Raw genomic sequence first — 23697 nt, forward strand, 5'->3', positions numbered from 1 at the left:
CTACTCCGCCGGGATCCCGACGCCGGAGCGGAAGAGGCTGCGCTCGACCGCGCGCTTTTCCGGTCGATGCCGAGTCAAAGCGAGGATGAAGCCCGCCGTTACGCAGATCGCCACCATCGACGAACCACCATAGGAAATCAGCGGCAGGGTCATGCCTTTTGCCGGCAGCAGTTCGAGATTGACGCCGATATTGATCAGCGACTGGACGCCGATCTGCAGCACCAGGCCGGCGACGGCAAACCTGTTGAAGTCGTTGCGTTCGCGGAATGCATGGTTGAGACCGCGCATCACCAGGAAGGCAAAGATCATCACGATGACCATGCAGAAGAGAATGCCGAACTCTTCAGCCGCCACGGAAAAGACGAAGTCGGTGTGACTGTCGGGAATGATGCGCTTGACCACGCCCTCGCCCGGACCGCGACCGAGCCAGTCGCCGCGGATGATCGCCTCGCGCGCCGTATCCACCTGGAAGGTATCGCCCTCGCCGGTCAGGAACCGGTCGATACGGCCGGCGACGTGCGGCAGCACGGTGTAGGCTGCGAAGAAGCCACCCATCGCCAAAGCCGCAAGCACGATAATCCAAAGCCACGGCATGCCGGCCATGAAGAACATGCCGCCCCAGACCGTTGCGGTCAGCACCGTCTGGCCGAGGTCCGGCTGGGCGACGAGCAGCGCGCCTACGATGCCGAAAAGGAGGATGGATAAAAGATTTCCGGGAATTTCCGGCTGCTTCGCGTGCTCGGCAAAGAGCCAGGCGCAGACGACAACGAAGGCGGGCTTCATGAACTCGGAGGGCTGGATGGAGATGCCGGCGATGGAAATCCAGCGCATCGAACCCTTCACCTCCTGTCCGATGAAGAGGACGAGGACCATCATTCCGAGCGAAGCGCCGAGCAGGATGATCGCCGCTCGCCTCACCTGTCGCGGCGAGAGGAACGAAATGCCGATCATTACCGAGAGCGAGGGAAACAGGAACAGCGCGTGGCGCTTCACGAAGTGAAAACTGTCGAGGCCGAGCCTCTCGGCAACCGGGGGGCTTGCCGCGAAAGACAGCATGAAACCGACCCCCATCAACAGGATGAAAGTCGCCAGAAAGAGCCTGTCTATCGTCCAGAACCAGTCGGCCACGGGGCCACGTTCGGCTCGGCTTACCATCTGTCTGTCCCCTTTTCGGCGCCTTTGCGCCCGTCCTTGAAACCGGCCCGACTGCCGCGCCCCTTCTCGCGGCCGTCAGATGAGCATGGTCACGCCTTCGAGCGCCGCCACATGGCCGACGAAGGCATCTCCGCGCAATTCGAAGTTCTTGTACTGGTCGAAGCTTGCGCAAGCCGGGGAAAGCATCACCGCCGCAGGGCCTTGCGTGTCCCGCGCCGCATCCGCCGCCGCATGCGCCACCGCTTTCTCGAGCGTCCCGGAAATCTCGTAGGGTACCGCCCCGCCCAGCGTCGCGGCAAAGGCCGGCGCCGCCTCGCCGATCAGGTAGGCCTTGGCAATCTTCGGGAAGAACGGCGCAAGCGAGGTGATGCCGCCCTCCTTCGGCAGCCCCCCGGCGATCCAATAGATCCGCTCATAGCTCGAAAGCGCGGGCGCGGCCGCATCGGCATTCGTCGCCTTGCTGTCGTTGACGAAGACGACTTCGCCTATTTTTGCGACCGGCTGCATCCGGTGCTTCAGGCCCGGGAAGCTCTTCAGCCCGTTGGCGATATCCTTCTCGTCGACCCCGACGGCGAGGCACGCGGCAACGGCCGCGGCAGCGTTCTGGGCATTGTGCCCGCCGCGCAGGGTCTCGATGCCGGAAAGGTCAAAGAAGAGCGCGGACGTGCCGCCATGAGCGCGCATCAATTGCGCGCCCTCGGCATAAATGCCCTCGGCAAGCACGTGACGGCGTGAGATGCGCACGACCTTCGTGCCGGCTCGCTCGACCCGGTCGGCGATCAGGCTCGAGAAACTGTCGTCGACGCCGACAATCGCGGTACCGCTGCCCGCCACCAGCCGTTCCTTGATATCGGCATAGTGCTGCATGGTGCCGTGTCGATCCAGGTGGTCGGGTGTCAGGTTGAGCAGGATGCCGGCCGTCGCGTCAAGCGTCGGCGCGAGATCGACCTGATAGGAAGAGCACTCGACGACATAGAAGCGTCCGGCCTGTGGCCGATCGAGCGTCAGCACCGCCGTGCCGATATTGCCGCCAAGCTGGGTGTCGCGCCCGCTCGTCTTCAGGATATGCGCAATCAGCGCCGTCGTGGTCGATTTGCCGTTTGTGCCGGTGATCGCGACGAAAGGGCAATCGGGCGCATGTGCCCGGCGCTCACGCACGAAGAGTTCGACATCACCGATGATCTCCACGCCCGCATGATGGGCAAGATCAACGCTCCAATGCGGCTTCGGATGCGTCAACGGTACCCCGGGCGAAAGCACGAGGGCGGTCATGGCCTGCCAGTCGGCCCCACGCAGGTCCATCGTCGCAATCCCGGCTGCGGCGGCTTTGGTGACGCTCTCCGGATTGTCGTCCCAGGCGGTGACCTCCGCCCCGCCGGCGACAAGCGCCTGGGCCGTCGCCAGTCCCGAACCGCCCAGACCAAAGAGGGCAACCTTCCTGCCGGCGAACGTAGTGACCGGTATCATCGCGGCTCACCGGAGCTTCAGGGTGGAAAGGCCGACCATGGCCAGGATGACGGCAATGATCCAGAAACGGATCACCACCTGGCTCTCCGTCCAGCCCATCTTTTCGAAATGATGATGGATCGGGGCCATCAGGAACACGCGCCGGCCGGTGCGCTTGAACCAGAAGACCTGGATGATGACCGACAGCGTCTCGATGACGAAGAGGCCGCCGATGATGATCATGACGATCTCGTGCTTGGTGGCGACGGCGACGGTGCCGATCAGTCCGCCGAGCGCGAGCGAGCCGGTATCGCCCATGAAAATCGCCGCCGGCGGCGCATTGAACCAGAGAAAGCCGAGACCCGCGCCGATGACCGCGCCGAGGATGACGGCCAGTTCGCCCGTGCCCGGCACGAAATGGATCTGCAGATAGTTCGCGAAGACGGCATTGCCGGCGAGATAAGCGATCAGGCCGAAGGCCGCCGAGGCGATCATGACCGGAACGATGGCAAGCCCGTCGAGACCATCCGTCAGATTCACGGCATTGCCCGCGCCGACGATGACGAAACCACCGAACAGCACGAAGAAATAACCGAGATTGAGCATCAGGTCCTTGAAGAACGGAAAGGTGAGCGACGACCCGAAGGTCGAGCCCGCGGCGCCCGCGGAAAGCGCCGCCTGCATCATGAAGAAGACCGCGATGGATGCGATGACGAATTCGATGCCAAGCCGGGCCTTGCCGGAAAATCCCTTGTCCGATTGCTTCGTAACCTTGAGATAGTCGTCATAGAAGCCGATTGCGCCGAAGCCGAGCGTCACCAGGAGTGTGGAGACGACGTAGATGCTGGAAAGATCGGCCCAGAGCAGGGACGAGCCGACGATGCCGGCGAGAATCATCAGCCCGCCCATGGTCGGCGTGCCGGCCTTCTTGAAGTGCGTCTGCGGTCCGTCGGCGCGGATCGGCTGCCCCTTGCCCTGGCGGATGCGCAAGGAAGCGATCATCGCCGGGCCGAACAGGAACACGATCAGGGCCGATGTGAAGAGAGCTGCGCCCGTGCGGAAGGTGATGTAGCGAAAGAGATTGAAGAATTGAAAGTGGTCCGCCAGTTCCACGAGCCAGATCAGCATAAGGGACTTTCCCCAAAAGTTTGTAGTCGGACACCGTCCGACAGAATCACCTGACAGACGATACCCGCTTGCGTTCGACTATGTTAAGGCCATTTCCCTTGTCCATGGCCTCTATCCACCAGTGCGAAGGCAGCGGTAAGGCCCGTTTTTAAGCTTCCCCCGTCTCGGCCGTCCGTTCCGGATAGGTGCCACGAAGCGCTTCGACGATCTGCCCGCAGCCGGTGCCCTTCGAGGACTTGACCATCACGACGTCGCCGGCAGCGACCGCGCCAACCGCATAGGATGAGAGATCTCCGACCGATTCGCGGTAGATCACGGAAATTTCCGGCGGCAGGGCATCGCGCAGATGCGCCATGGCCGGTCCGGCGAGCCAGACGTCGGCAATGCCCGCCTCGACGATCGGTGTCGCGAGACCCGCATGCACTTCGGCCGCATGCTCGCCCATTTCCAGCATGTCGCCGAGGATCGCGATGCGGCGCCCGCCCGGCGCCGGTTCTGCATCGCGCAGGAGCGCGATCGCCGCCCGCATCGATGCCGGATTGGCGTTGTAGCTTTCGTCGATCAGCGCCATATGGCCGGTGCCGATCTCCAGATGGTGCCGCAGGCCCCTGCCCTTTTCCGGCTGTATCGTCGCAAGCGCAGCGACGACGCGGTCGAGGTCCGCTCCGGCGCACTCGGCCGCAGCGATCACCGCCAGTGCATTCTCGGCGATGTGGCGGCCGGGCGCACCGATTGCGACCTCCAGCGTCCTACCCCCTATACCGGCCCAGAGCACGGAGCCCTCGGCACCGCCGGCAAACTCGACCAGACGATAGTCGGCCTTCGGATTGGCTCCGAAGGAGTGGATGTGACGGACACCCGCCGCCTGGGCCGCCTTTTCGAGCAGCTCATATTGCGGGGTGTCGCGGTTGATGACGGCATGGCCGCCTGCGACGACGCCCTCGAAAATCTCCGCCTTCGCCGCGGCGATCTCGTCGAGGCTAGAGAAATTGCCGAGATGGGCAGCGGCAATGCTGGTGACGAGCGCCACATGCGGGCGCACCATCCGCGTCAGCGGACGGATCTCGCCCGGATGATTCATGCCGATCTCGAAGATGCCGAAGTCGGTCGCCTCCGGCATACGGGCAAGCGTCAGCGGCACGCCCCAGTGATTGTTGAAGGAGGCGACCGAGGCATGCACGCGCCCAAGAGGCGCGAGCACGTGCCGGAGCATTTCCTTTGTCGTGGTCTTGCCGACGGAGCCAGTGACGGCGATGATCTTCGCGGCACTGCGGTCGCGTGCCGCGCAGCCGAGCCGGATCATCGCCTCGAGCACGTCGTCGACGACGATCATCGGCGCGATCAGCCGTCCGAGCGCCGGGATTTTCGCTTCACTGACGACCAGCAGCGCGGCGCCGTTGGCAAGCGCAATGCCGGCATAGTCGTGGCCGTCGACGCGATCGCCCCTGATCGCGAAAAAGGCTTCGCCCTTGCCGATCGTGCGGCTGTCGATCGATATCCCGACGATGCCTTCCGGGAGGGTACCGACCGGCCGGCCGTTCATCGCCGCCAGAAGATCGCTGCTTGTCCAGAGCCAATTCAAGTCACAGCCCTCCCGAGCGCCTTCAGCAGTTCCGCATGGTCCGAGAACGGCAGCGTTAGCGAACCGATCGTCTGCCCCTCCTCATGCCCTTTGCCGGCAACGATCAGCGTATCGCCGGTCGTCAGCATGCCGACTGCGGCGCCGATCGCCTCGGCGCGGTCGGCGATTTCGATCGCGTCCTTGGCGCCAGCCATGATCTCGGCGCGGATCGCCTCCGGAACCTCCGAGCGGGGGTTGTCGTCGGTGACGATCACGACATCCGCAAGCCGGCTGGCGATTTCGCCCATGATCGGCCGCTTGCCCTTGTCGCGGTCGCCGCCGCAGCCGAAGACGAGAATCACCCGCCCGGTCGTGAATGGGCGCACCGAATCGAGCACGTTCTTAAGCGCATCCGGCTTATGGGCATAATCCACATAGGCCAGGGCGCCGTCCCGCGTCTGCCCGACGAGTTCCAGCCGTCCGGAGGCGCCCTGCAGCTTTTCGAGCGCGGCAAATGCCGCCGCGGCGGAAATGCCCGTCGACATGGCGAGACCGGCGGCGACAAGTGCGTTGGCCACCTGGAAATCACCGGCCAGAGGCACGTGGATTTCGAAGATATCGTCGCCAACATGCACCTCCGCCGACTGCTTGTGGCGGAAGTGCTCGACGCGCTTCAAGGCGATATATTCGCCGTCGCGGCCAACGGTGCGCACATCATGACCCGCCCTGCGGGCGGCGGCGATCGCCTCCGCCGACCACTGGTCGTCGGCGAAGATCACCGCGGGCGAACCCTTCGGCAGGAGCGTTTCGAAGAGGCGCATCTTCGAAGCCATGTAGTGCTCGACTGTCGGATGGTAGTCCATATGATCGCGGCCGAGATTGGTGAAGGCGGCGGCCGCGAGCCTGACCCCATCCAGGCGGTTCTGGTCAAGCCCGTGACTGGAGGCTTCCATGGCCGCATGGGTGACGCCGGCATCGGCGAGTTCGGCAAGCAGCCTGTGCAGCGAAACCGGGTCCGGCGTGGTGAGCGAACCGTACTCGTTGCGACCCGGCGCCGTGACCCCGGTCGTCCCGATCATCGCCGCCGGAAGACCGGAATGAGCCCAAATCTGGCGGGTGAAGGATGCAACCGAGGTCTTGCCGGCGGTTCCCGTCACCGCCACCATGGTCTCGGGTTGGCGATGGTAGAAGGCGGCGGCGCCTTGCGCCAGAAAGCGGCGCGGTTCCGCAAGCGTGAAGACCGGGACACCCGCCTCCGCATGGGAATCGGCAGCGACGATCGCCGCCGCGCCGCGGGAAATGGCGTCGGCGATATAGGCGGCACCGTTCGCCTTCGTCCCGGCGACGGCGACGAACAGATCGCCCGGCTTCACCTGCCGGCTGTCGGCCGAGAGGCCGGATATCTCGACATTTGCCGAATCATCCTTCAGTTGCGCCGAAAGTTCCGGGAAGTTTGGCCCCGCCAGGTCCCTGATCTTCATGAACCGCCTGTCTCACATCGATATCGGCCCACCGCGCGCAGTTCCTGCAGCCGCGACGGGTCGCTTTAACACCTTACAGCACCGCGCGTTTTTCAGACGCGCAAGGTCGCTGTAACTCTTTGAATCTGCGCATCGAGCTTTCCGAAAATCGGGTACGGTTTTCGGGCCGAAGCGCTAGAATCGCCGCTTGGTTGATCCCGGATCGGCTCCGACTTCAGGAACCAGGCAGCGGATGACGAATCGTCCGCATTCTCATTTCACGGTCAATAAGACACAAGCAAGGCAGAACCGTCTTCTCCGAATTTCGGCTCGACGCCGAGAAGCGGTGCGGTTCGACTGATGATGTCGCGCACCATGGGTGCGGCGTTCGACCCGGCGGTCCGACCCCCACCTTCGCCGGTCTTCGGGGCATCGATGAAGGTCAGCACGATATATTGCGGATCATCGATTGGAAACGCCGCAAGGAAGGCGTTGAAGTTCTGATCGTGGGCATAGCGGCCGTTGACCACCTTGTCGGCCGTTCCGGTCTTGCCGCCGACATTGAAGCCGGGGACGAGCGCCCGTTTGCCCGAGCCGGCAATGCCGTTCCAGCGCAGGAGATACCGCATGCTGTCGCTGGTGCTCTTCTTGACCACTACGCTTGCGAGATTGTTCGCCTCCTCTTCCGTGCGCGGCAGGAAGGTCGGCGGGATGAGCTTGCCGCCATTGACAAGGGCGGCGCCCGCGACGGCCGTCTGCAGCGGCGTGGTCGAGACGCCGTGGCCGAAGGAGATGGTGATCGAATTGATCTTTTTCCATTCGCGCGGCTGCGTCGGCGCCTTCACCTCCGGAAGCTCCGTCGGAAGCTTCGTCAGCAGGCCCAGGCGCGTAAGGAATTCCCGCTGGCCGGGAATGCCGACGAGGTCCGCGATCTTGGCCGTGCCGATGTTCGACGAGTACTGGAAGATTTCCGGCACGGTCAGTACGCGGCGCTTGCCGTGGAAATCCTTGATGGTGAAGCCGCCGATGCGGATCGGCGCCGACGCGTCGAAACTGTCGTTGAGCGTCACCTTGCCGGAATCGAGGCCCATGGCGATGGTGAAGGTCTTGAAAGTGGAGCCCATTTCGAACGTGCCGTTCGACATGCGGTTCATCCAGCCCTCTTCGGCACCCTCGGCCGGATTGTTCGGGTCGTAATCCGGCACGGACGCCATCGCCAGCACTTCGCCGGTACGAACGTTGAGCACGACGGCGCCGGCCGCGATCGCCTCGTAGTTCTTCATGCCTGCCGCGATAACGTCGCGCACGATATTCTGGACGCGCAGGTCGATCGACAGCCTGACCGGCTCAAGCTTGGCGTCGCTGGTCATGCCGATGGCCGCCAGATCGGCAAGACCCTCGTTGTCGATATAGCGTTCCATGCCGGCGATGCCGCGATTGTCGATATTGACGTGACCGACGATGTGGGCGGCGGTCGGGCCGCCGGGATAGAAGCGGCGCTTTTCCGGGCGGAAGCCTATCCCCGGAATGCCGAGCGCCAGGATCTCGCTCTGCTGCTTCGGGGTCAATTGGCGGCGCAGCCACTGGAATCGCGAGCTGGACTTCAGCTTGTTGTAGATCTCGCGCGCATTGAGATCGGGAAGGACGGTGGCCAGACGCTCCACAGCCTCGTCGGCATCGACGATCTTGTGCGGCTCGGCATAGAGCGAAACCGTGCGGATGTCGGTCGCCAGGATTTCTCCGTTGCGGTCGAGGAGATCGGGGCGCGAGGCCATCAGGCTGTCGGCGCGGCCTATCGAAGAAACCGTCTCGGGGCTGGCCATGCCATATTGCACCAGGCGCCCGCCGATCACCACATAGACGATCCCGAAACTGGCAATGAGGATCGCCAGGCGACTCTTCGCCTGGCTGGCGCTCTTCTTGCGCGTCCCCTGGAATGTGACGTTGAGACCCGTCTCGGGGGCGCGATTGTTGCCCCCGGCGGAGAAGTGCGCCTTGCTTTTCAAGAGCATGATGCGGGAAAGAAAGGACATCAGTGCGCCACCGAGCCTGTGTTGATATTATCGGCCTGAATGACCGCGGCGATCCCGTCTTCCGGCGCCGCCTCGCCTTCCGGCCGAGGCAGATCGGCCCGCAACATCGGCAACTCCTCGGGACGAGCCAGTTGCGTGGGCGGCGTCGGCGCCAGCTGCAGATCGGCGTCAAAGGCCGCGACGAGCCGTTCGAGACGGTTCGGCTGAGTCAAGAGCGCCCAATCGGCCCTGAGCAGGTCGATCGTATCCTCCTCGAGCTTGATCGCCGCATCCAGTTTGCGGACTTCTTCGCGTTTGTTCTCGGCCTGATGCTTGATCGTGTAGGTGACCGCGGCGGCGGCCGTCATGATGACGATCAGGACGATATCGAGCGTTCTCAGCATCGTTGCTTAGCCCCCTAGCCTTGCAAGGCTCGCCAGTTCCGGAAGATTGAAAATGGACAGATCGCTCCCCGGCGACGGCGCCTCCGTGCGGATGCCGGCCCTGAGCTTGGCAGATCGGGCACGCGGATTGCGGGAGGCTTCGTCATCGCTCGCCGCGATCATAGGCTTGCCGACTGGCGCGAAGGTTGCGGCACGCGCCGCCACCATTGGCAGATGCCGCGAGCCGCCCGCCTTGCCTGCGCGATCCTGAAAGAAGGCCTTGACGATCCTGTCTTCCAGCGAATGGAAAGTGACGACGACGAGACGTCCGCCGGGTTTCAGCACACGCTCGGCGGCAAAGAGTGCGCTGGCAAGTTCACCGAGTTCGTCGTTGACGAAGATGCGTAGCGCCTGGAAGACCCGTGTCGCGGGATGAATCTTGTCCTTGGCCTTGCGCGGCACCACCGTTTCGATCAGGCCCGCAAGGTCGCGCGTCGTCTCGAAAGGCTGTTCGGCGCGGCGCTTCTCGATCGCCCGGGCGATGCGCCCGGCCTGCTTTTCTTCACCGAGGAAGCCGAAGATGCGGATGAGATCGGAAACCTTGCCGCGATTGACGACGTCGGCGGCAGTCACCCCGCTCGCCGACATACGCATGTCGAGCGGCCCTTTTTTCTGGAAAGAGAAGCCGCGCTCGGCCTCGTCGATCTGCATGGACGAGACGCCGATGTCGAGCACAACGCCGTCGAGCCCCCCTTCCGGGGCATGCTCCGCGAGCACGGAAAACCGCGACTGCACAAGCTTGAGCCGTCCGCCGGCGGCCGCGACCAGCGCCTGTCCCGCGGCGATCGCGGTCGGATCGCGGTCGAGCGCAATCACATCCGCACCCGCATCGAGGATCGCAGAGGTGTAGCCGCCCGCGCCGAAGGTGCCGTCGAGAATGACCTTGCCGGGCGCCGCATGGAGCGCTGTCAGCACCTCGGGAAGCATGACGGGAATGTGACGAACCGGTCCGCCATCGGCTTCAGAAGTCCTGTCGCCTAGATCCGCCACCATGCCGCCTCTCCACATTAACTGGGCCGCAACCCCCGTTGCGTGCGCCCTTCCCGGGCCTCCGCCTGCGCCCTCGCAAACGCCTGCGGCTCCCAGAGCTGAAAATGATCGCCCCGTCCGACGAAAGCCACCTCCGTCGCGATGCCGGTGAAGTCGCGGATGAAATCCGTGATCATCAGCCGGCCCTCCGGATCGAGCTTCAAGAAGATGCCACCCCCGTGAACGAGCAGCGACATCTGGTTGGCCGCATCCGAAAACGGATCCTCGGCCGCCATCTGCCTCTCGAACCGCTCCAGAAGCTCCGGCCCGCCGACGCTGATCGCCGGGAAGACGAAATCCTGGAAACAATATAACTCCCGCACGCCCGCCTCCGAAAGCACGGCGCGGAAGGCCGAAGGCACGGAGACCCGCCCCTTGGCATCGATCCGGTTCGTAGCATGTGACAAGAAGCGGTTCATGACGCGAAACGGCCGCCTCCGGTTGACGGGCCATCGTCATCGACCCGCACGAACACACGTCTGCGCGCGCGAAAAACCCCCGCCGGACGCTTACGCATCCGCCTGAACCCTCCGAAGAAGGAGACTTCGAATTTCGCGATGGCGGGCCACGACGCGGCCCTTGCGCAGTACCATTATGGGATAACATGGGACCATATGGGCGTCAATGGGAGAAGGCCGAATTCAGCCTCCTGAATGATCAAATATTGATAGGTTGTTAAGTTTAACAAAGGGTTACGACGACACCCCTAGTCCATTGGAGTCCCGAGCAAATGCGGGTGCCGACAAGCACAGGAACGTGGCCGGAATCGGCTTGCGCCGCGGGCGACCCGAGGCGGGCGCCACGAGTTCCGCGGGCTCTGCGCCCGAAATGACATGGAAGAGAAAATCGCCAGTTGGCCTGTAAGCCGGGTTCTGTATGGCCCCGTCTCCCGCAGGAAACGGAACGTGGCAGCCATTCATCTGGGACTGCGCTTGCGCGCAGCCTCGTGCAACCCACCCGGATGACGGGCCTGGAAACCGGCTGGGCGCTTGCGCGCCCGTGTCATCCCTATTCGGTCTTGCTCCCGGTGGGGTTTGCCGTGCCGTCCATGTCGCCATGTCCGCGGTGGGCTCTTACCCCACCCTTTCACCCTTACTCCGCGAAGCGGAGCGGTTTGCTTTCTGTGGCACTTTCCCTGGGGTCGCCCCCGCCGGACGTTATCCGGCACCGTGTTCCCGTGGAGCCCGGACTTTCCTCACCCCGCGGCCTTTCGGCGCTTGCGGGGCGCGGCTGCCCGGCCAACTGGCAGAGGCTCATTAACCGAGCAAGCCGGCAAGCGCCAGAAAAATCGCGCCTCTCTGCCGCTCGATCGCCGGCTCACTGAAATGCGACGGCGAAATCGGTCTCGTACTCGCTTGCATTCAGACGGCCTTCCATGGCGAGCATTGCGCCAAGCCTGCCGATCTCGTCGGAGCTCTTGGCGGCCTGACCATTGCCGCCCGTCAGAACGGCGACGCGTTCGCTGGCAAAGCCGATATAGGGGTAGCCGTGTCGGGTGAACGACGTGACGCAAGGAGAAAAATGCGTCGAAACCGGCTTGAACCTCGGCATCACTTCGCTGAGCAGCCCGTCCATATGGGAGGCCGCTTCGGCGCTGCCTCCGCTGCGGAACCAGTCCCGGACCGCCGGCTCGCCCGCAAGCACCCGATCGGTCGGGTCGCCGCCGATCTTGATGTAGTGTTTGCCGTCGGCATAGGCAACGGGCGGCAGCAGGTAATAGCTTTTCTCCTGCTCCGGCGCCGCGACGATCAGCGACGGCATACCTTCGAAACCAGGAAGATCATCTTCGCCGACCTCGGCGAACAAGACGCTGCGCGCCTTGACGTCAAGATCGATCGGCCTCGCCAGCAAGGCCGTCGAAAGCGAAAATCCGCCGGCGGCGACGAGTACGCGCCCCGCCCGGATAGCCCGCCCATCGGCGGTGGCCACGACCACCTGCTCCACCTCTTCCGAGACCGAAACCACTTCGGAGCGGATGATCCGGGCACCCTGTCTTTCCGCTGCCTTGGTCTGGGCGCGTACCAGTGCACGCGGATTGATATAGCCTGCGCCGCTTGCCTCGTGGACGCCCGCATGGCCGGCCGCGAAACGGAACCAGGGAAAGCGCTTCGCGAGTGCGCCACCGCCGATCAGGGGCGCTTCCACGCCCATCCTGTCGCGGGCGCGCTCGACCTTCTCGAGATAATCGAAATCGCCGCCGGGAGCCGCGATCAAGCAACCGCTCTCGAAATAGAAATCCATCCCGCTCGCATCCGCGATTTCCGGATAACGATCGATCGAGCGGCGGGCAAGACGCGCCCAGACCGGGTCCGCATCGATCGTGCGGGTGATGCGGGCATTGTCGTAGTGGCTGGCGAATACGCCGCCGTGACTTGCCCAGTCCTCGGGCTCGTCAGGTCCGACGAGCGCAACGATCGCGCCGGCGAGGCTGAGGTGACGCGCCGCCGCCGCTCCCATCATGCCTTTACCGACCACAACGAAATCAAAGCTTTCCGACATGCATTTCCCCGATCTGCTTGCCTGCGGGAATAGCACGTGGATTTTCTACGGTACACCGGAACGCGAGACCTATCCGGCTACCTCCTGCATCGCGGCCGAACCGAGGCTCCGCATCGCGACGATCTTTCAACGTCGTGCGGCGGTCAATCCAGGATCGCCTTGACCTTGCCGCAATAGGCCTTCGAAACAGGATTCATCCGCTTGGCGCCGTGGCCGGCATTGTATTTCAGGATCGTGCCGCAGGTGCTGCCGTCCGAAAGCTCCTGCGCCTTGGCCAGATACAGCATGCCGAACTTAATATTGGTTTCCGGATCGTAGAGCCCTTTGGCAGAGCCGGAATAGCCCATCATGCGCGCGGTGGCGGGCTTGATCTGCATGAGCCCGATCTCGCCGGCGCGGCCCCGTGCCTTTGCATTGAAATTGCTCTCGACCTCCACGACGGCGCGGGCGAGATCGACGGCAACGCCATATTGCTTGGCGTAGGAGTGGATGAGATCGCCATAGTAGGATTTCGGCGAAAGGGAAGGTGTGGGAAATCCTGCGGTCCTGGTAACGGACTTCAGGGATGAGGTCTTGATGGTTCGGTCGACACCCCCTGCATACGACGTACCCATCCCGGCGACGAACATGCCAATGCATGCCGCCACCGCAGCAACAGACGATATTCTCATGTAGTTTGGAGTCTCCGGTCTGCGGATCCGGCCGGACGGCGCACCCCACCGTCGCGACCGGTTTCCCGATCGTTTTTATTTGGCAAGGTCCCGGTCTCTGCCTGCGTCCCCTGCGGTTGACGCGGCGAAAATGACCGCCCCATCATGGTAAACATGTGGCAACGCAAAAAATTTGTGCATAAAGCCGTCGAAGGCGCTAATTTAGCGCGATCGAAATTTGCAACCTATGCGCTGAATTTCGGCAGGCCGGCCAGCAGACGGTGAAGCGTATCTATGGTGGAAATGTCCGCGATCCCGTCCACCCGGGATTGCCGGAAATGCCTTTGGAAGGCGGCCACTACGCCTTCGGTGCGCTCGCAGAAATTGCCCGTGACTTCAATGCCATAGCCGTAAAGCGAGAGCATGGACTGCAGCGCCTCCACCGGCTGCCCGTGATCGCCGCGCTGGAAGAAGCGTCCGCCGCCCACCGGCGCCGGTTCGACCCAGTGACCGACCCCCTGTCGAAAGAGCGCATTCCAGGGGAATTTTTCTCCCGGGTCGACCTTGCGAATCGGCGCCACATCGCTATGGGCAAGCACCCTTTCGGGGGCAATTTGCCAGCGCTCGCCACAATCTCGACACAAATCGACGACGGCCGCGATCTGCGCCGCCGGGAAATCCGGCAGCCCGCCCAGATGGCCTGGATTGGCGATCTCGATACCGATGGAGCAGGAATTAATGTCGGCCTCGCCCTTCCACAGGCTCTTGCCGGCATGCCAGGCACGACGATCTTCCGCCACGAGCTGGTCGACGCGCCCGTCCTCATGCACGAAATAGTGACAGGAGACCTGGCTTTCCTCGCGACAGAGCCAGTCCAGCGCCGAGACCGCTGTTTCCATGCCGGTATAATGGAGAAGGATCATATCCGGCCCGCGCCCGCCCGCGCGCTCCCCATGATTGGGTGACGGCACGAAACGGGCACCGGCGAAGTCGCAGCGCGTCGATGTCATGCGGCGCGGCGTTCTCTCTCGATCGCTTCGTAGGCCGCGTTCAGCGCGGCCATACGATCCGTTGCAATGGCATGAAACTCCTCCGGCACGCCGCGCGCAACCAGCATGTCCGGGTGGTTCTCGGAAACGAGCACGCGATAGCGCTTGCGGATCTCGGCGAAATCGTCCTTCGGCGAGACGCCGAGTACCTGGTAGGGATCGCGTCCTTCGGCATGGACATGACGCGCCATGATGCGTTGGAACCGCGCCTCGTCCATCCTGAAGATTTCGGCGACGCGCAGCAGAAATGCGAATTCCTTCTCATGCACGACGCCATCGGACGCGGCGATATGGAACAGTCCGTCGACGATGTCCTCGAGAATCGGGCAATTGCGCTCGCAGGAGGCGCAAAGCGAGGCCATCTTCTCCGCATAGGCCTCGAAGCCCGCCACGTCCTGGCGCGCGAGATTATACAGCCTGGCGACGTTCTTCGCCTGGTCCGCCGGGAATTTGAAGATATCCCGGAAAGCCGCGACCTCGGCCTCGCTCACAATGCCGTCTGCCTTTGCCATCTTCGCCGAAAGGGCGATCATGGCGACCGAGAAGGCAACCCTGCGGCGCGTTTCCGGATCGCCCTCGAAGAGGGTTCTGACCGCCTCGACCACCCCTGCAAGCGCATTGCCGGTGGCCGTGACGATTTTGAGGAGGCTGTCCCAAACTGTCATGAGTGCGATTGTTCCCTGTCCACCACCGAGCATGGCCAGATGTGGTGGCAAATTGCAAGCGGCTGTCCGCGCGAAACGTCATGGATTGACGAATTTGTGATGGCCCCTCAATAAATCAATTGGCCGTGAATCGCAATTGAATTCGCACGGCGACACGACGGGGGCATCCTCGAATTTCCCGCTAGGCGCCAGGCCATGGGAGCGATCCACAGTCCTGTCGTTTTATTTCCATCCGATTTGCGCTAGATCACAGGGATCATTGAGCATGGCAGCGTTCCGGGAACGCTTACCGTCGTGCGGTCCCGTCGCCCAAATCCCGAGGAGGAATCATGGCCAAGAAGAAAGTCGCAATGCTGACGGCGGGCGGGCTCGCGCCCTGCCTTTCATCCGCCGTCGGCGGCCTGATCGAGCGCTATACGGACATCGCGCCCGACTACGAGCTCGTGGCCTATCGTTCCGGTTACCAGGGGCTGCTTTTGGCCGACCGCATCGAGATCACGAAGGAGATGCGGGAAAAGGCCCATCTTCTCCATCGCCACGGCGGTTCTCCCATCGGCAACAGCCGTGTGAAGCTCACCAATGCCGCCGACTGCGTCAAACGCGGTCTGGTCAAGGAAGGCGACAACCCGCTTCGCATCGCCGCCGACAGGCTCGCAGCCGACGGCATCAGCATTCTGCACACGATCGGTGGCGACGACACCAACACCACGGCGGCCGATCTTGCCGCCTATCTCGGCGCCAATGGTTACGACCTCACCGTGGTCGGCCTGCCGAAGACCGTCGACAATGACGTGGTGCCGATTCGCCAGACGCTCGGCGCCTGGACGGCGGCCGAATACGGCGCGCGCTTCTTCGACCATGTCAGCAACGAGCAGAGCGCCGCCCCGCGCACCCTCGTCGTCCACGAGGTGATGGGCCGCCATTGCGGTTGGCTGACCGCGGCGACGGCACGCGCCTATATGCAACTGTCCGGCAGCAAGGACTATGTCGACGGCTTCATGATGAACGAGCAGTTGAAGAACATCGACGGCCTCTACCTGCCGGAGATGAAGTTCGACCTCGAATCGGAGGCCGCGCGCCTGCGCGACATCATGGACCGGGCCGGCTTCGTGACGCTGTTCGTCAGCGAAGGTGCCTGCCTCGATGCGATCGTTGCCGAACGCGAGGCGGCCGGCGAGACGGTCAAGCGCGATGCTTTCGGCCATGTGAAGATCGACACCATCAATGTCGGCAACTGGTTCTCAAAGCAGTTCGCCGCCCTCCTCGGCGCCGAACGCGCGATGGTGCAGAAATCCGGCTACTATGCCCGCTCCGCACCCGCCAATGGCGACGACCTGCGCCTCATACAGAGCATGGTCGACCTTGCGGTCGAAAGTGCGCTCAACAAGGTTTCCGGCGTCACGGGCCACGACGAGGACCAGGGCGGCCGCCTGCGCACGATCGAATTCCCCCGCATCAAGGGGGGCAAGCATTTCGACACGTCGGCGAAATGGTTCGGCGAGGTGATGGACACCATCGGCCAGAAATGGCAGGCGGCAGACTGAGGTCGCGCAACGGTTAGCGATGCCCTCTCCTCGGGTTTAACCCGAGGAGAGGGCATTCCTCACGCGACACCGGCGGATCATCCACTCATTGGAGTTCGAACGACGGTGTGAAATCGCCGCGCTGCTTGCCGCAGTGGACGGCATGGGTTAAGGGAGATTGAGCACAGCGGACGGCAGCCGCTGATTTGCAAGGGGCTACGGGGCCCAGAAGCACGAAAGTGACAGCATGGCGAAGATCCGTATCTCCCTTTCGAAACAGGCGCTTGCGGCCTCTGCACTGGTTTCCATCGGAATTGCCTCCGGGTGCTCGACCGTCGAGCGGACCTCACTTGAAGAACTGACCGCCGTGCAGACGGTCACACCCATCCCGAAGCCGGGAACGGAGATGACGGCCTATGCGCTGCCGGCACCGGTCGGTGCAACGGCCGACGCATCCGCCACACTTGCGGCCGAGGCAGCGACCTCGACCACCGCGACGGAGGCCGCGGTAGCTGAAGCCGGCGCTGTATCGTCACCGGATGCGACGCTTGCCTTCGCCGCGCCGCAGACAACCGCGGTTCCGGACGCACGGCCCGCCCAGGCCATCCAGGTGGCCATGGCAGAGACTGGCGCGGCGCCCCTGTCGCCGGAAGTGACCGCCGCCGCCGACTCGGCGAGCGAACCGGCCGTCCCGCTGCTCGGCATTGCCGCCGCAATGGAATCGGATTTCGACACCGGCGAACCGGTCGGCCTCGAAACTCTCGTTGCCAAGCGCATGATCGTGCCGACCGAGCGGCCAAAGAGCGGCGTCATCGGTTCTGCGGTCGATGCCGTCGCCAAGGCCATTCCTGGCTCGCTGAAGCTCACCCGGACACCGACGAGTTCCCGACCCGAGCTCGACCGGCTGATCGAGTACTACGCCGAACTCAACGGCCTTCCGGTCGAACTCGTGCATCGTGTGGTCAAGCGCGAGAGCAATTACAATCCACGCGCCTACAGCCGCGGCAATTACGGGTTGATGCAGATCCGCTACAACACCGCCAAGGGGCTTGGCTATGAGGGCCCCGCCGAGGGCCTGTTCGACGCGGAGACCAATCTCAAATACGCGACCAGATATCTGCGCGGTGCCTGGATGGTTGCCGACAATCAGCACGACGGTGCCGTGCGCCTCTATGCCAGTGGCTACTACTATCATGCCAAGCGCAAGGGTATGCTCGACGAACTCGGGCTGCAGTAAATCCCCGACCCCGGCCGCGCTCAATCGAGCGCATCGATGACTTTGGCGTTCAGCGCCTGCACATTATAACCGTCGCGCCAGGGCGTGAGGCCGAGCCGGACGACGGCGAGGCGAAGAGAGGGAACGAGCATGATGGCTTGCCCGTCATGCCCAAGCATCCAGAAGCTGTCCGCCGGGAACCCGCCCGTCCCGGCCCTTATGCCATTCGCCGTGAGCCAGACCTGGCCCGAGCCGTAATCGCCGCCGGAGGCTGCGGAAGGTTTGCGCATGAAGTCGACGTAGCCCTCCGGCAGAAGCGCCCTCCCCTTCCAGCGCCCGTCGTCGAGCAGGAACTGCGCAAAGCGTGCCCAATCCTGCGCCGTCGCATACATGTAGGACGAGCCGACGAAGGTGCCGCTTTGATCCGCCTCCATCACCGCGCTCGTCATGCCGAGAGGTTCGAACAAAGCCAAGCGAGGATAGGCGAGCGCGGCGGCCGGATCGTCGAAGCTCCTCATCCAGAGCCGGGACAAAATGTTGCTGGTGCCGCTCGAATAGCTGAACTTCGTGCCGGCCGCCGCTGCGAGCGGTTTCGATGCGGCGAAACCGGCCATGTCGCTTTCGAGGAAGAGCATGCGCGTCACATCGGTGACATCGCCGTAGTCCTCGTTGAAGGCCAGACCGCTTTGCATCCCCAGGAGATCCGAAAGCTTGATTGCGGCGCGTTCGTCGCGATCCCATTCGGCCAGGAGACGGTCCTGCTCTAAATCCATCCGCCCCTCGGCAATGCGCATGCCGACCAGCGCCGCCGTGACCGATTTCGTCATCGACCAGCCGAGCAAGGGGGTGTCGCGATCAATGCCGGGGCCGTAGCGCTCCGCCACAAGGCGGCCATCGCGAATGACCGCGATGGCGCGCATGCCGGGACCTGCCAATTCGGGATCCTCGAGAAAGGTCTGGATCGTTGGGTCGATCTCCGCCCGCCCCCCCTCCGGCCATTCCGCTTCGGGATCGCCGGCTTCGGGATCGCCGACCGCAGCCTTCGACCCCGCGTTTCCGCCAGCCGCCGGATTTGCGAAAGCCTCGGCGACGCCATTGCCGGTGTTCATGCAGCCGAGCCCCGGCCGATGGACCGCACGGCCGGGCGCGGCGAACCCGAATATGCGCGCGGTCACGCGCTGCTCGTGATGGTCGACGGATATGCTGACGAACTTCAGCAAGGGATGGCCGGGGGCCTGGACATCCACCGCGAGCACCTCTTGTGGGTCGCGCCCGGCGAGAAAGACATTGGAGCAGACGATCTTGGCGGCGTATCCATCGCCGACCTTCAGAAGCTCCGGCGGATAGAGCGCCAGCCAGCCGGCGGCGGCTGCCGGTGCCGCAACGGCCAAGGCTCCGAACTTCTTCGACAAACCTCGCATGATCACTCCTGTTCCCCATGAGGAAACCAGAATTGCCGGAAAAGAGAAAGCCCCATAGGCAGGTCGTCCCGGATTTGCCGCGCGTCTCCGAGAAGGTCATGCACAGACTGCGCGCGCGCCCGTCATCAAAGTGTAGTCGAGTCATTTTAGAAGCGGCTCAGTTTCAACTTGGATGGCAGCAAGATGACGGACCTCGCACCCGATGCCGGCTTCGGCAGGAAGAACACGAAGCTGAAGAGCGCGCTCCTCCAGCATAAGACCTTCTCCTTGGCAGGCCTTTCAGAGCGACTGTTCGGGGTGCTCTTTTCGGGCCTGGTCTATCCCCAGATCTGGGAGGATCCGATCGTCGACATGGAAGCGATGCAGATCCGCTCCGGACACCGGATCGTGACAATCGGCTCCGGCGGCTGCAACGTGCTGACCTATCTTTCCGCCTGCCCGGCCCGCATCGACGTGGTCGACCTCAATCGTCATCATATCGCACTCAACCGGCTGAAGCTCGCGGCCTTCCGCCACCTGCCGAGCCACAAGGACGTGGTGCGGTTCCTCGCATCCACCGGCATGCGCACGAACGGCGACGCATTCGACCTCTTCATCGCGCCGAAGCTCGACGCCGCCAGCCGCGCCTATTGGACCGGCCGCGACATCACGGGGCGCCGCCGCATCAGCGTTTTCGGCCGCAATATCTATCGCACCGGCCTGCTCGGCCGCTTCATCGCCGCCAGCCATCTCCTCGCACGGCTGCATGGCATCGATCCGGAGGATTTCGTCCGGGCGCGCTCGATGCGCGAACAGCGGCAATTCTTCGACGACAAGCTCGCGCCACTCTTCGAGCGCCCGGTCATCCGCTGGTTGACCAGCCGCAAGAGCTCGCTGTTCGGCCTCGGCATTCCGCCGCAGCAGTTCGACGAGCTCGCCAGCCTCAGCGACGAGAGGTCGCTCGCGGCCGTGCTCCGTCACCGCCTCGAAAAGCTGACCTGCCATTTCCCGCTGCGTGAAAACTACTTTGCCTGGCAAGCCTTCGCCCGGCGTTACCCGCTGCCGCACGAGGGCGATCTGCCTCCTTATTTGCAGGGCTCGAAATACGAAACGATCCGCAATCATGCGGATCGCGTTGCCGTCCACCACGAAAGCTTCACCGAACTGCTCGCCCGCAAGCCTGCCGCCTCGGTCGACCGATACGTGCTGCTCGACGCCCAGGACTGGATGAGCGACCGGCAATTGAACGACCTCTGGAGCGAGACCACCCGCACGGCCGATGCCGGCGCGCTGGTGATCTTCCGCACGGCGGCGGAAGCCAGCATCCTGCCGGGCCGGCTTTCGGCCGCACTGCTCGAACAGTGGGACTACGATGCGGAAACCTCCATGCGGCTCGGTTCGCAGGACCGCTCGGCCATCTATGGCGGTTTCCATATCTACCGAAAGAGAGCATGAGTGCCGTGCAAGAAGCGGAAAACAACCATGCGCGGCTCATGGACCGGATGTACCGCTATCAGCGCTACATCTACGACTTCACCCGCAAATACTATCTCTTCGGGCGCGACACGCTGATCCGTGACCTTCAGGCGCCACCCGGCGCCTCTGTGCTGGAGATCGGTTGCGGCACCGGCCGAAACCTCGCCATGATCGGCGAACTCTATCCGGAGGCGCGTCTGTTCGGGCTCGATATCTCCGCCGAGATGCTGGTGACCGCCAGGTCAAAGCTCAAGCGGCACGGCCGCCCGGATGCGGTGCTGCGCGTCGCCGACGCCACACATTTCCATGCCGCCTCCTTTGGCGAAAAGAGCTTCGACCGAATCGTCATCTCCTATGCGCTGTCGATGATCCCTGCATGGGAAAAGGCGATCGAGGCGGCGATCGAGGCGCTCAACCCGGGCGGCTCCCTGCACATCGCCGATTTCGGCCAACAGAAAGGCTGGCCGGGTGGCTTCCGCCGCCTGCTGCAGGCGTGGCTGAGGCGCTTCCATGTTTCGCCGCGCGACACGCTCTTCGACGTCATACGCGAGAAAGCGGATATTCGCGGGGCGACGCTCGAACTCAAATCGATCGGCAGGGGCTATGCCTGGCTCGCCGTCTATCGCCGGCCCGCCACAGATTGAACTCGAGCGCGCTCGTCCAAACAGACGCGCAGAGTTGGCCGCGCGCCGCAATTCCTGCTTGAGCTAACGCAATTTTTACGATGATATGGTGAAAAGGAGGCAAGCCTCCCCGGGGGACATCGCACAGACATGGAAACCATCGCGTGAGGCAGGATCGTCGTTCGTCTCCAAATGGAACCCTCATGCGCCGGATTCTCCTGGCTCTGTTGCCAATCGCGTCCCTTCTTTCCGCCTGCTCGTCCACCGATTACGACCTGGTGAAGACGGCTTCCATCCCGCCACGCTTCCACGATACCGATCCCCAGGATTTCGGCGACCGTACCCCGCACCATCACAGCATCCACGGCATCGACATCTCCAAGTGGAACGGCAATATTGACTGGGTGAAGGTCAAGAATTCCGGCGTTTCCTTCGCCTTCATCAAGGCCACCGAGGGCAAGGACAGGCTCGACGCCCGCTTCCACGAATACTGGCAGCAGGCACGCGCCGTCGGTCTCGCCTACGCGCCCTATCATTTCTACTATTTCTGCTCGTCCGCCGATGCGCAGGCCGACTGGTTCATCGCCAATGTGCCGAAGAGCGCTGTCCATCTGCCGCCCGTGCTCGACGTCGAATGGAACGGCGAATCGAAGACCTGCCGCTATCGACCGGCCCCGGAAACTGTGCGCTCCGAAATGAAGCGGTTCATGGACCGACTGGAAACCCATTACGGCAAGCGGCCGATCATCTACACCTCGGTCGATTTTCACCGGGACAATCTGGTCGGCGCCTTCAACGACTATCATTTCTGGGTACGCTCCGTCGCAAAGCACCCGAAAGACATCTATGTCGACCGTCGATGGGCATTCTGGCAATACACCAGCACCGGCGTCATTCCGGGCATTGACGGCCGGACGGACATCAATGCCTTCGCCGGGTCGACCAGGAACTGGCAGAAATGGGTCGCCGCCGTCTCGCAGGCGCGATAGCCGCAAGACTGGTTTAAATCCGCTCGTCTTGCCGCCACATTTCTTCATTCGGTCATAATGCTCTGGAAGAGCGTCGGCGGATTTTCCCAGTGGACAGCATTGCAGCCGGTTGCCCGATAGAACCCGGCCGGACATGGAAAGGATCAAGATGCGCAAGGCCCTTCTCTCCCTCGGACTGCTCGCTCTTGCCAGCACCACAGCAGCGGCACAAACCCAGACTGCCGCGCCGGTCGCCTGCGGCGGTGATCTCCAGACCTTCCTGGAGGGCGTCAAGGCCGAGGCGATCGCCCGGGGCGTTCCCGCCGAGGCCGCCGACCATGCGCTTGCGGGTGCCGCCATCGACCAGAAGGTATTAAGCCGCGACCGCGCCCAGAGCGTCTTCAAACAATCCTTCACGGAGTTTTCCAAGCGCACCGTCAGCAAGTCGCGCCTCGATATCGGCGCCAAAAAAATGCGCGAGTATGCCGAGATTTTTGCCCGCGCCGAACAGGAATTCGGCGTGCCGGCGCCGGTGATAACCGCCTTCTGGGCGATGGAAACGGATTTCGGCGCCGTTCAGGGCGATTTCAACACGCGCAATGCCCTGGTGACGCTCGCCCATGACTGCCGCCGCCCGGAGATGTTCCAGCCGCAGCTTCTCGCCGCGATCGAGATGGCCCAGCACGGCGACCTCGATCCCGCGACGACCACCGGCGCCTGGGCCGGCGAGATCGGTCAGGTTCAAATGCTGCCGGAGGACATCATCGCCTATGGCGTCGATGGTGACGGCGACCACCATGTCGATGTGAAAAAGAGCGCGCCGGACGCGATCCTGACGGCGGCGAAATTCATTCAGAGTCTCGGTTTCAAGGCGGGCCAGCCCTGGATCCAGGAAGTGACCGTCCCCGCCCAGCTTCCCTGGGAGAAAACGGGGCTGCAGTCGGGCATGACCGCGGGCGACTGGTTCGCCCTTGGCGTCACCCCACGCGACGGCAACACCGCCAACAGCGCGCTCGAAGCATCGCTGGTGCTGCCGCAGGGCCACAAGGGCGTCGCCTTTCTGACCTATCCGAACTTCAACATCTATCTCGAGTGGAACCAATCCTTCATCTACACGACGTCGGCCGCCTATTTCGCCAGCCGCCTCGCTGGGGCACCGCCCTATCAGCCAGGCAATCCGGAGCCGGGGCTCGGCGACGCGGAAATGAAGGCGCTGCAGGAAAAGCTGCAGGCGCTCGGGCACGATGTCGGCAAGATCGACGGAATTCTCGGTTCCGGCACCCGCACCGCCCTGCAAAAGGAGCAATTGAAGCGCGGGCTCCCGGCAGACGGCTGGGCAACGTCCGCTGTGTTGAGCGCGCTCTGACGAGCTAACGAAGCGCTATTCTTGATTC

At 63.4% G+C, this 23697-nt stretch carries 20 protein-coding genes and 1 other RNA gene; 6 read left to right on the plus strand and 15 right to left on the minus strand.

The window, feature by feature from the left end:
• The 14 genes from ftsW to AC4P1R_RS10210 form a co-directional block, all read right to left on the minus strand.
• On the minus strand, positions 1-1155 hold the full coding sequence (ftsW, locus tag AC4P1R_RS10145; RefSeq protein WP_151611473.1) for a putative lipid II flippase FtsW: 1155 nt from the start codon (positions 1153-1155) through the stop codon (positions 1-3).
• A gap of 75 nt (positions 1156-1230) precedes the next feature.
• Positions 1231-2622, minus strand: coding sequence for a UDP-N-acetylmuramoyl-L-alanine--D-glutamate ligase (gene murD, locus AC4P1R_RS10150; protein ID WP_492176854.1), 1392 nt, complete (start codon positions 2620-2622; stop codon positions 1231-1233).
• Between the two features lie 6 nt (positions 2623-2628).
• On the minus strand, positions 2629-3729 hold the full coding sequence (gene mraY, locus AC4P1R_RS10155; RefSeq protein WP_069461522.1) for a phospho-N-acetylmuramoyl-pentapeptide-transferase: 1101 nt from the start codon (positions 3727-3729) through the stop codon (positions 2629-2631).
• A 148-nt stretch (positions 3730-3877) separates the two neighbouring features.
• On the minus strand, positions 3878-5311 hold the full coding sequence (locus AC4P1R_RS10160) for a UDP-N-acetylmuramoylalanyl-D-glutamyl-2,6-diaminopimelate--D-alanyl-D-alanine ligase (RefSeq protein WP_492176855.1): 1434 nt from the start codon (positions 5309-5311) through the stop codon (positions 3878-3880).
• The gene (locus AC4P1R_RS10165) at positions 5308-6771 is read right to left on the minus strand and encodes a UDP-N-acetylmuramoyl-L-alanyl-D-glutamate--2,6-diaminopimelate ligase (protein ID WP_069461520.1); all 1464 of its coding nucleotides are present in this window, start codon (positions 6769-6771) and stop codon (positions 5308-5310) included. The genes AC4P1R_RS10160 and AC4P1R_RS10165 overlap by 4 nt, the downstream gene beginning before the upstream one ends.
• Before the next feature lie 263 nt (positions 6772-7034).
• Positions 7035-8783, minus strand: a complete 1749-nt coding sequence (locus AC4P1R_RS10170) for a peptidoglycan D,D-transpeptidase FtsI family protein (protein WP_151611476.1) — start codon at positions 8781-8783, stop codon at positions 7035-7037.
• Entirely contained in the window at positions 8783-9166 is a 384-nt protein-coding gene (ftsL, locus tag AC4P1R_RS10175) for a cell division protein FtsL (RefSeq protein WP_069461518.1), read from the minus strand. The genes AC4P1R_RS10170 and ftsL overlap by 1 nt, the downstream gene beginning before the upstream one ends.
• 6 nt (positions 9167-9172) lie before the next feature.
• Positions 9173-10198 (minus strand): 16S rRNA (cytosine(1402)-N(4))-methyltransferase RsmH, encoded by a 1026-nt coding sequence (rsmH, locus tag AC4P1R_RS10180; RefSeq protein WP_492176856.1) that lies wholly within the window; start codon positions 10196-10198, stop codon positions 9173-9175.
• Between the two features lie 14 nt (positions 10199-10212).
• Positions 10213-10653: a division/cell wall cluster transcriptional repressor MraZ gene (gene mraZ, locus AC4P1R_RS10185; RefSeq protein WP_069461516.1), complete on the minus strand. Its 441-nt coding sequence runs from the start codon at positions 10651-10653 to the stop codon at positions 10213-10215.
• A 426-nt stretch (positions 10654-11079) separates the two neighbouring features.
• An RNA gene (gene rnpB, locus AC4P1R_RS10190) (RNase P RNA component class A) lies at positions 11080-11480 on the minus strand.
• A 71-nt stretch (positions 11481-11551) separates the two neighbouring features.
• Entirely contained in the window at positions 11552-12733 is a 1182-nt protein-coding gene (locus AC4P1R_RS10195; protein ID WP_492176857.1) for an NAD(P)/FAD-dependent oxidoreductase, read from the minus strand.
• A gap of 143 nt (positions 12734-12876) precedes the next feature.
• The gene (locus AC4P1R_RS10200; RefSeq protein ID WP_069461514.1) at positions 12877-13404 is read right to left on the minus strand and encodes a lytic transglycosylase domain-containing protein; all 528 of its coding nucleotides are present in this window, start codon (positions 13402-13404) and stop codon (positions 12877-12879) included.
• Between the two features lie 224 nt (positions 13405-13628).
• The gene (locus AC4P1R_RS10205; RefSeq protein WP_069461513.1) at positions 13629-14393 is read right to left on the minus strand and encodes an N-acetylmuramoyl-L-alanine amidase; all 765 of its coding nucleotides are present in this window, start codon (positions 14391-14393) and stop codon (positions 13629-13631) included.
• Positions 14390-15097 carry a J domain-containing protein gene (locus tag AC4P1R_RS10210; protein WP_069461512.1) on the minus strand — a complete coding sequence of 236 codons (708 nt, stop codon included), beginning with the start codon at positions 15095-15097 and terminating at the stop codon, positions 14390-14392. Before AC4P1R_RS10210 ends, AC4P1R_RS10205 begins: the two co-directional genes overlap by 4 nt.
• A gap of 329 nt (positions 15098-15426) precedes the next feature.
• On the opposite strand from AC4P1R_RS10210, the gene AC4P1R_RS10215 reads away from it, so the two are divergent.
• A complete protein-coding gene (locus tag AC4P1R_RS10215) occupies positions 15427-16641 on the plus strand; it encodes a pyrophosphate--fructose-6-phosphate 1-phosphotransferase (protein WP_069461511.1) in 1215 nt (404 codons plus the stop codon).
• Between the two features lie 226 nt (positions 16642-16867).
• Complete coding sequence (locus AC4P1R_RS10220) at positions 16868-17857, plus strand: transglycosylase SLT domain-containing protein (protein WP_492176858.1); 990 nt, start codon at positions 16868-16870, stop codon at positions 17855-17857.
• Between the two features lie 20 nt (positions 17858-17877).
• Here the strand turns inward: AC4P1R_RS10220 and AC4P1R_RS10225 are convergent, their stop codons facing one another.
• Entirely contained in the window at positions 17878-19257 is a 1380-nt protein-coding gene (locus AC4P1R_RS10225; RefSeq protein ID WP_492176859.1) for a serine hydrolase domain-containing protein, read from the minus strand.
• 183 nt (positions 19258-19440) lie between these two features.
• On the opposite strand from AC4P1R_RS10225, the gene AC4P1R_RS10230 reads away from it, so the two are divergent.
• The 4 genes from AC4P1R_RS10230 to AC4P1R_RS10245 all read left to right on the plus strand — a co-directional run bounded on the left by AC4P1R_RS10230 (position 19441) and on the right by AC4P1R_RS10245 (position 23669).
• Positions 19441-20691, plus strand: a complete 1251-nt coding sequence (locus AC4P1R_RS10230; protein ID WP_492176860.1) for a BtaA family protein — start codon at positions 19441-19443, stop codon at positions 20689-20691.
• Complete coding sequence (locus tag AC4P1R_RS10235) at positions 20688-21356, plus strand: class I SAM-dependent methyltransferase (protein WP_492176861.1); 669 nt, start codon at positions 20688-20690, stop codon at positions 21354-21356. The genes AC4P1R_RS10230 and AC4P1R_RS10235 overlap by 4 nt, the downstream gene beginning before the upstream one ends.
• A 182-nt stretch (positions 21357-21538) precedes the next feature.
• Positions 21539-22324, plus strand: a complete 786-nt coding sequence (locus AC4P1R_RS10240; RefSeq protein WP_492176862.1) for a glycoside hydrolase family 25 protein — start codon at positions 21539-21541, stop codon at positions 22322-22324.
• 148 nt (positions 22325-22472) lie between these two features.
• Complete coding sequence (locus AC4P1R_RS10245; protein WP_492176863.1) at positions 22473-23669, plus strand: lytic murein transglycosylase; 1197 nt, start codon at positions 22473-22475, stop codon at positions 23667-23669.
• Positions 23670-23697 lie beyond the last annotated feature (28 nt).

The sequence above is a fragment of the Sinorhizobium sp. Y406 genome, assembly GCF_058732025.1.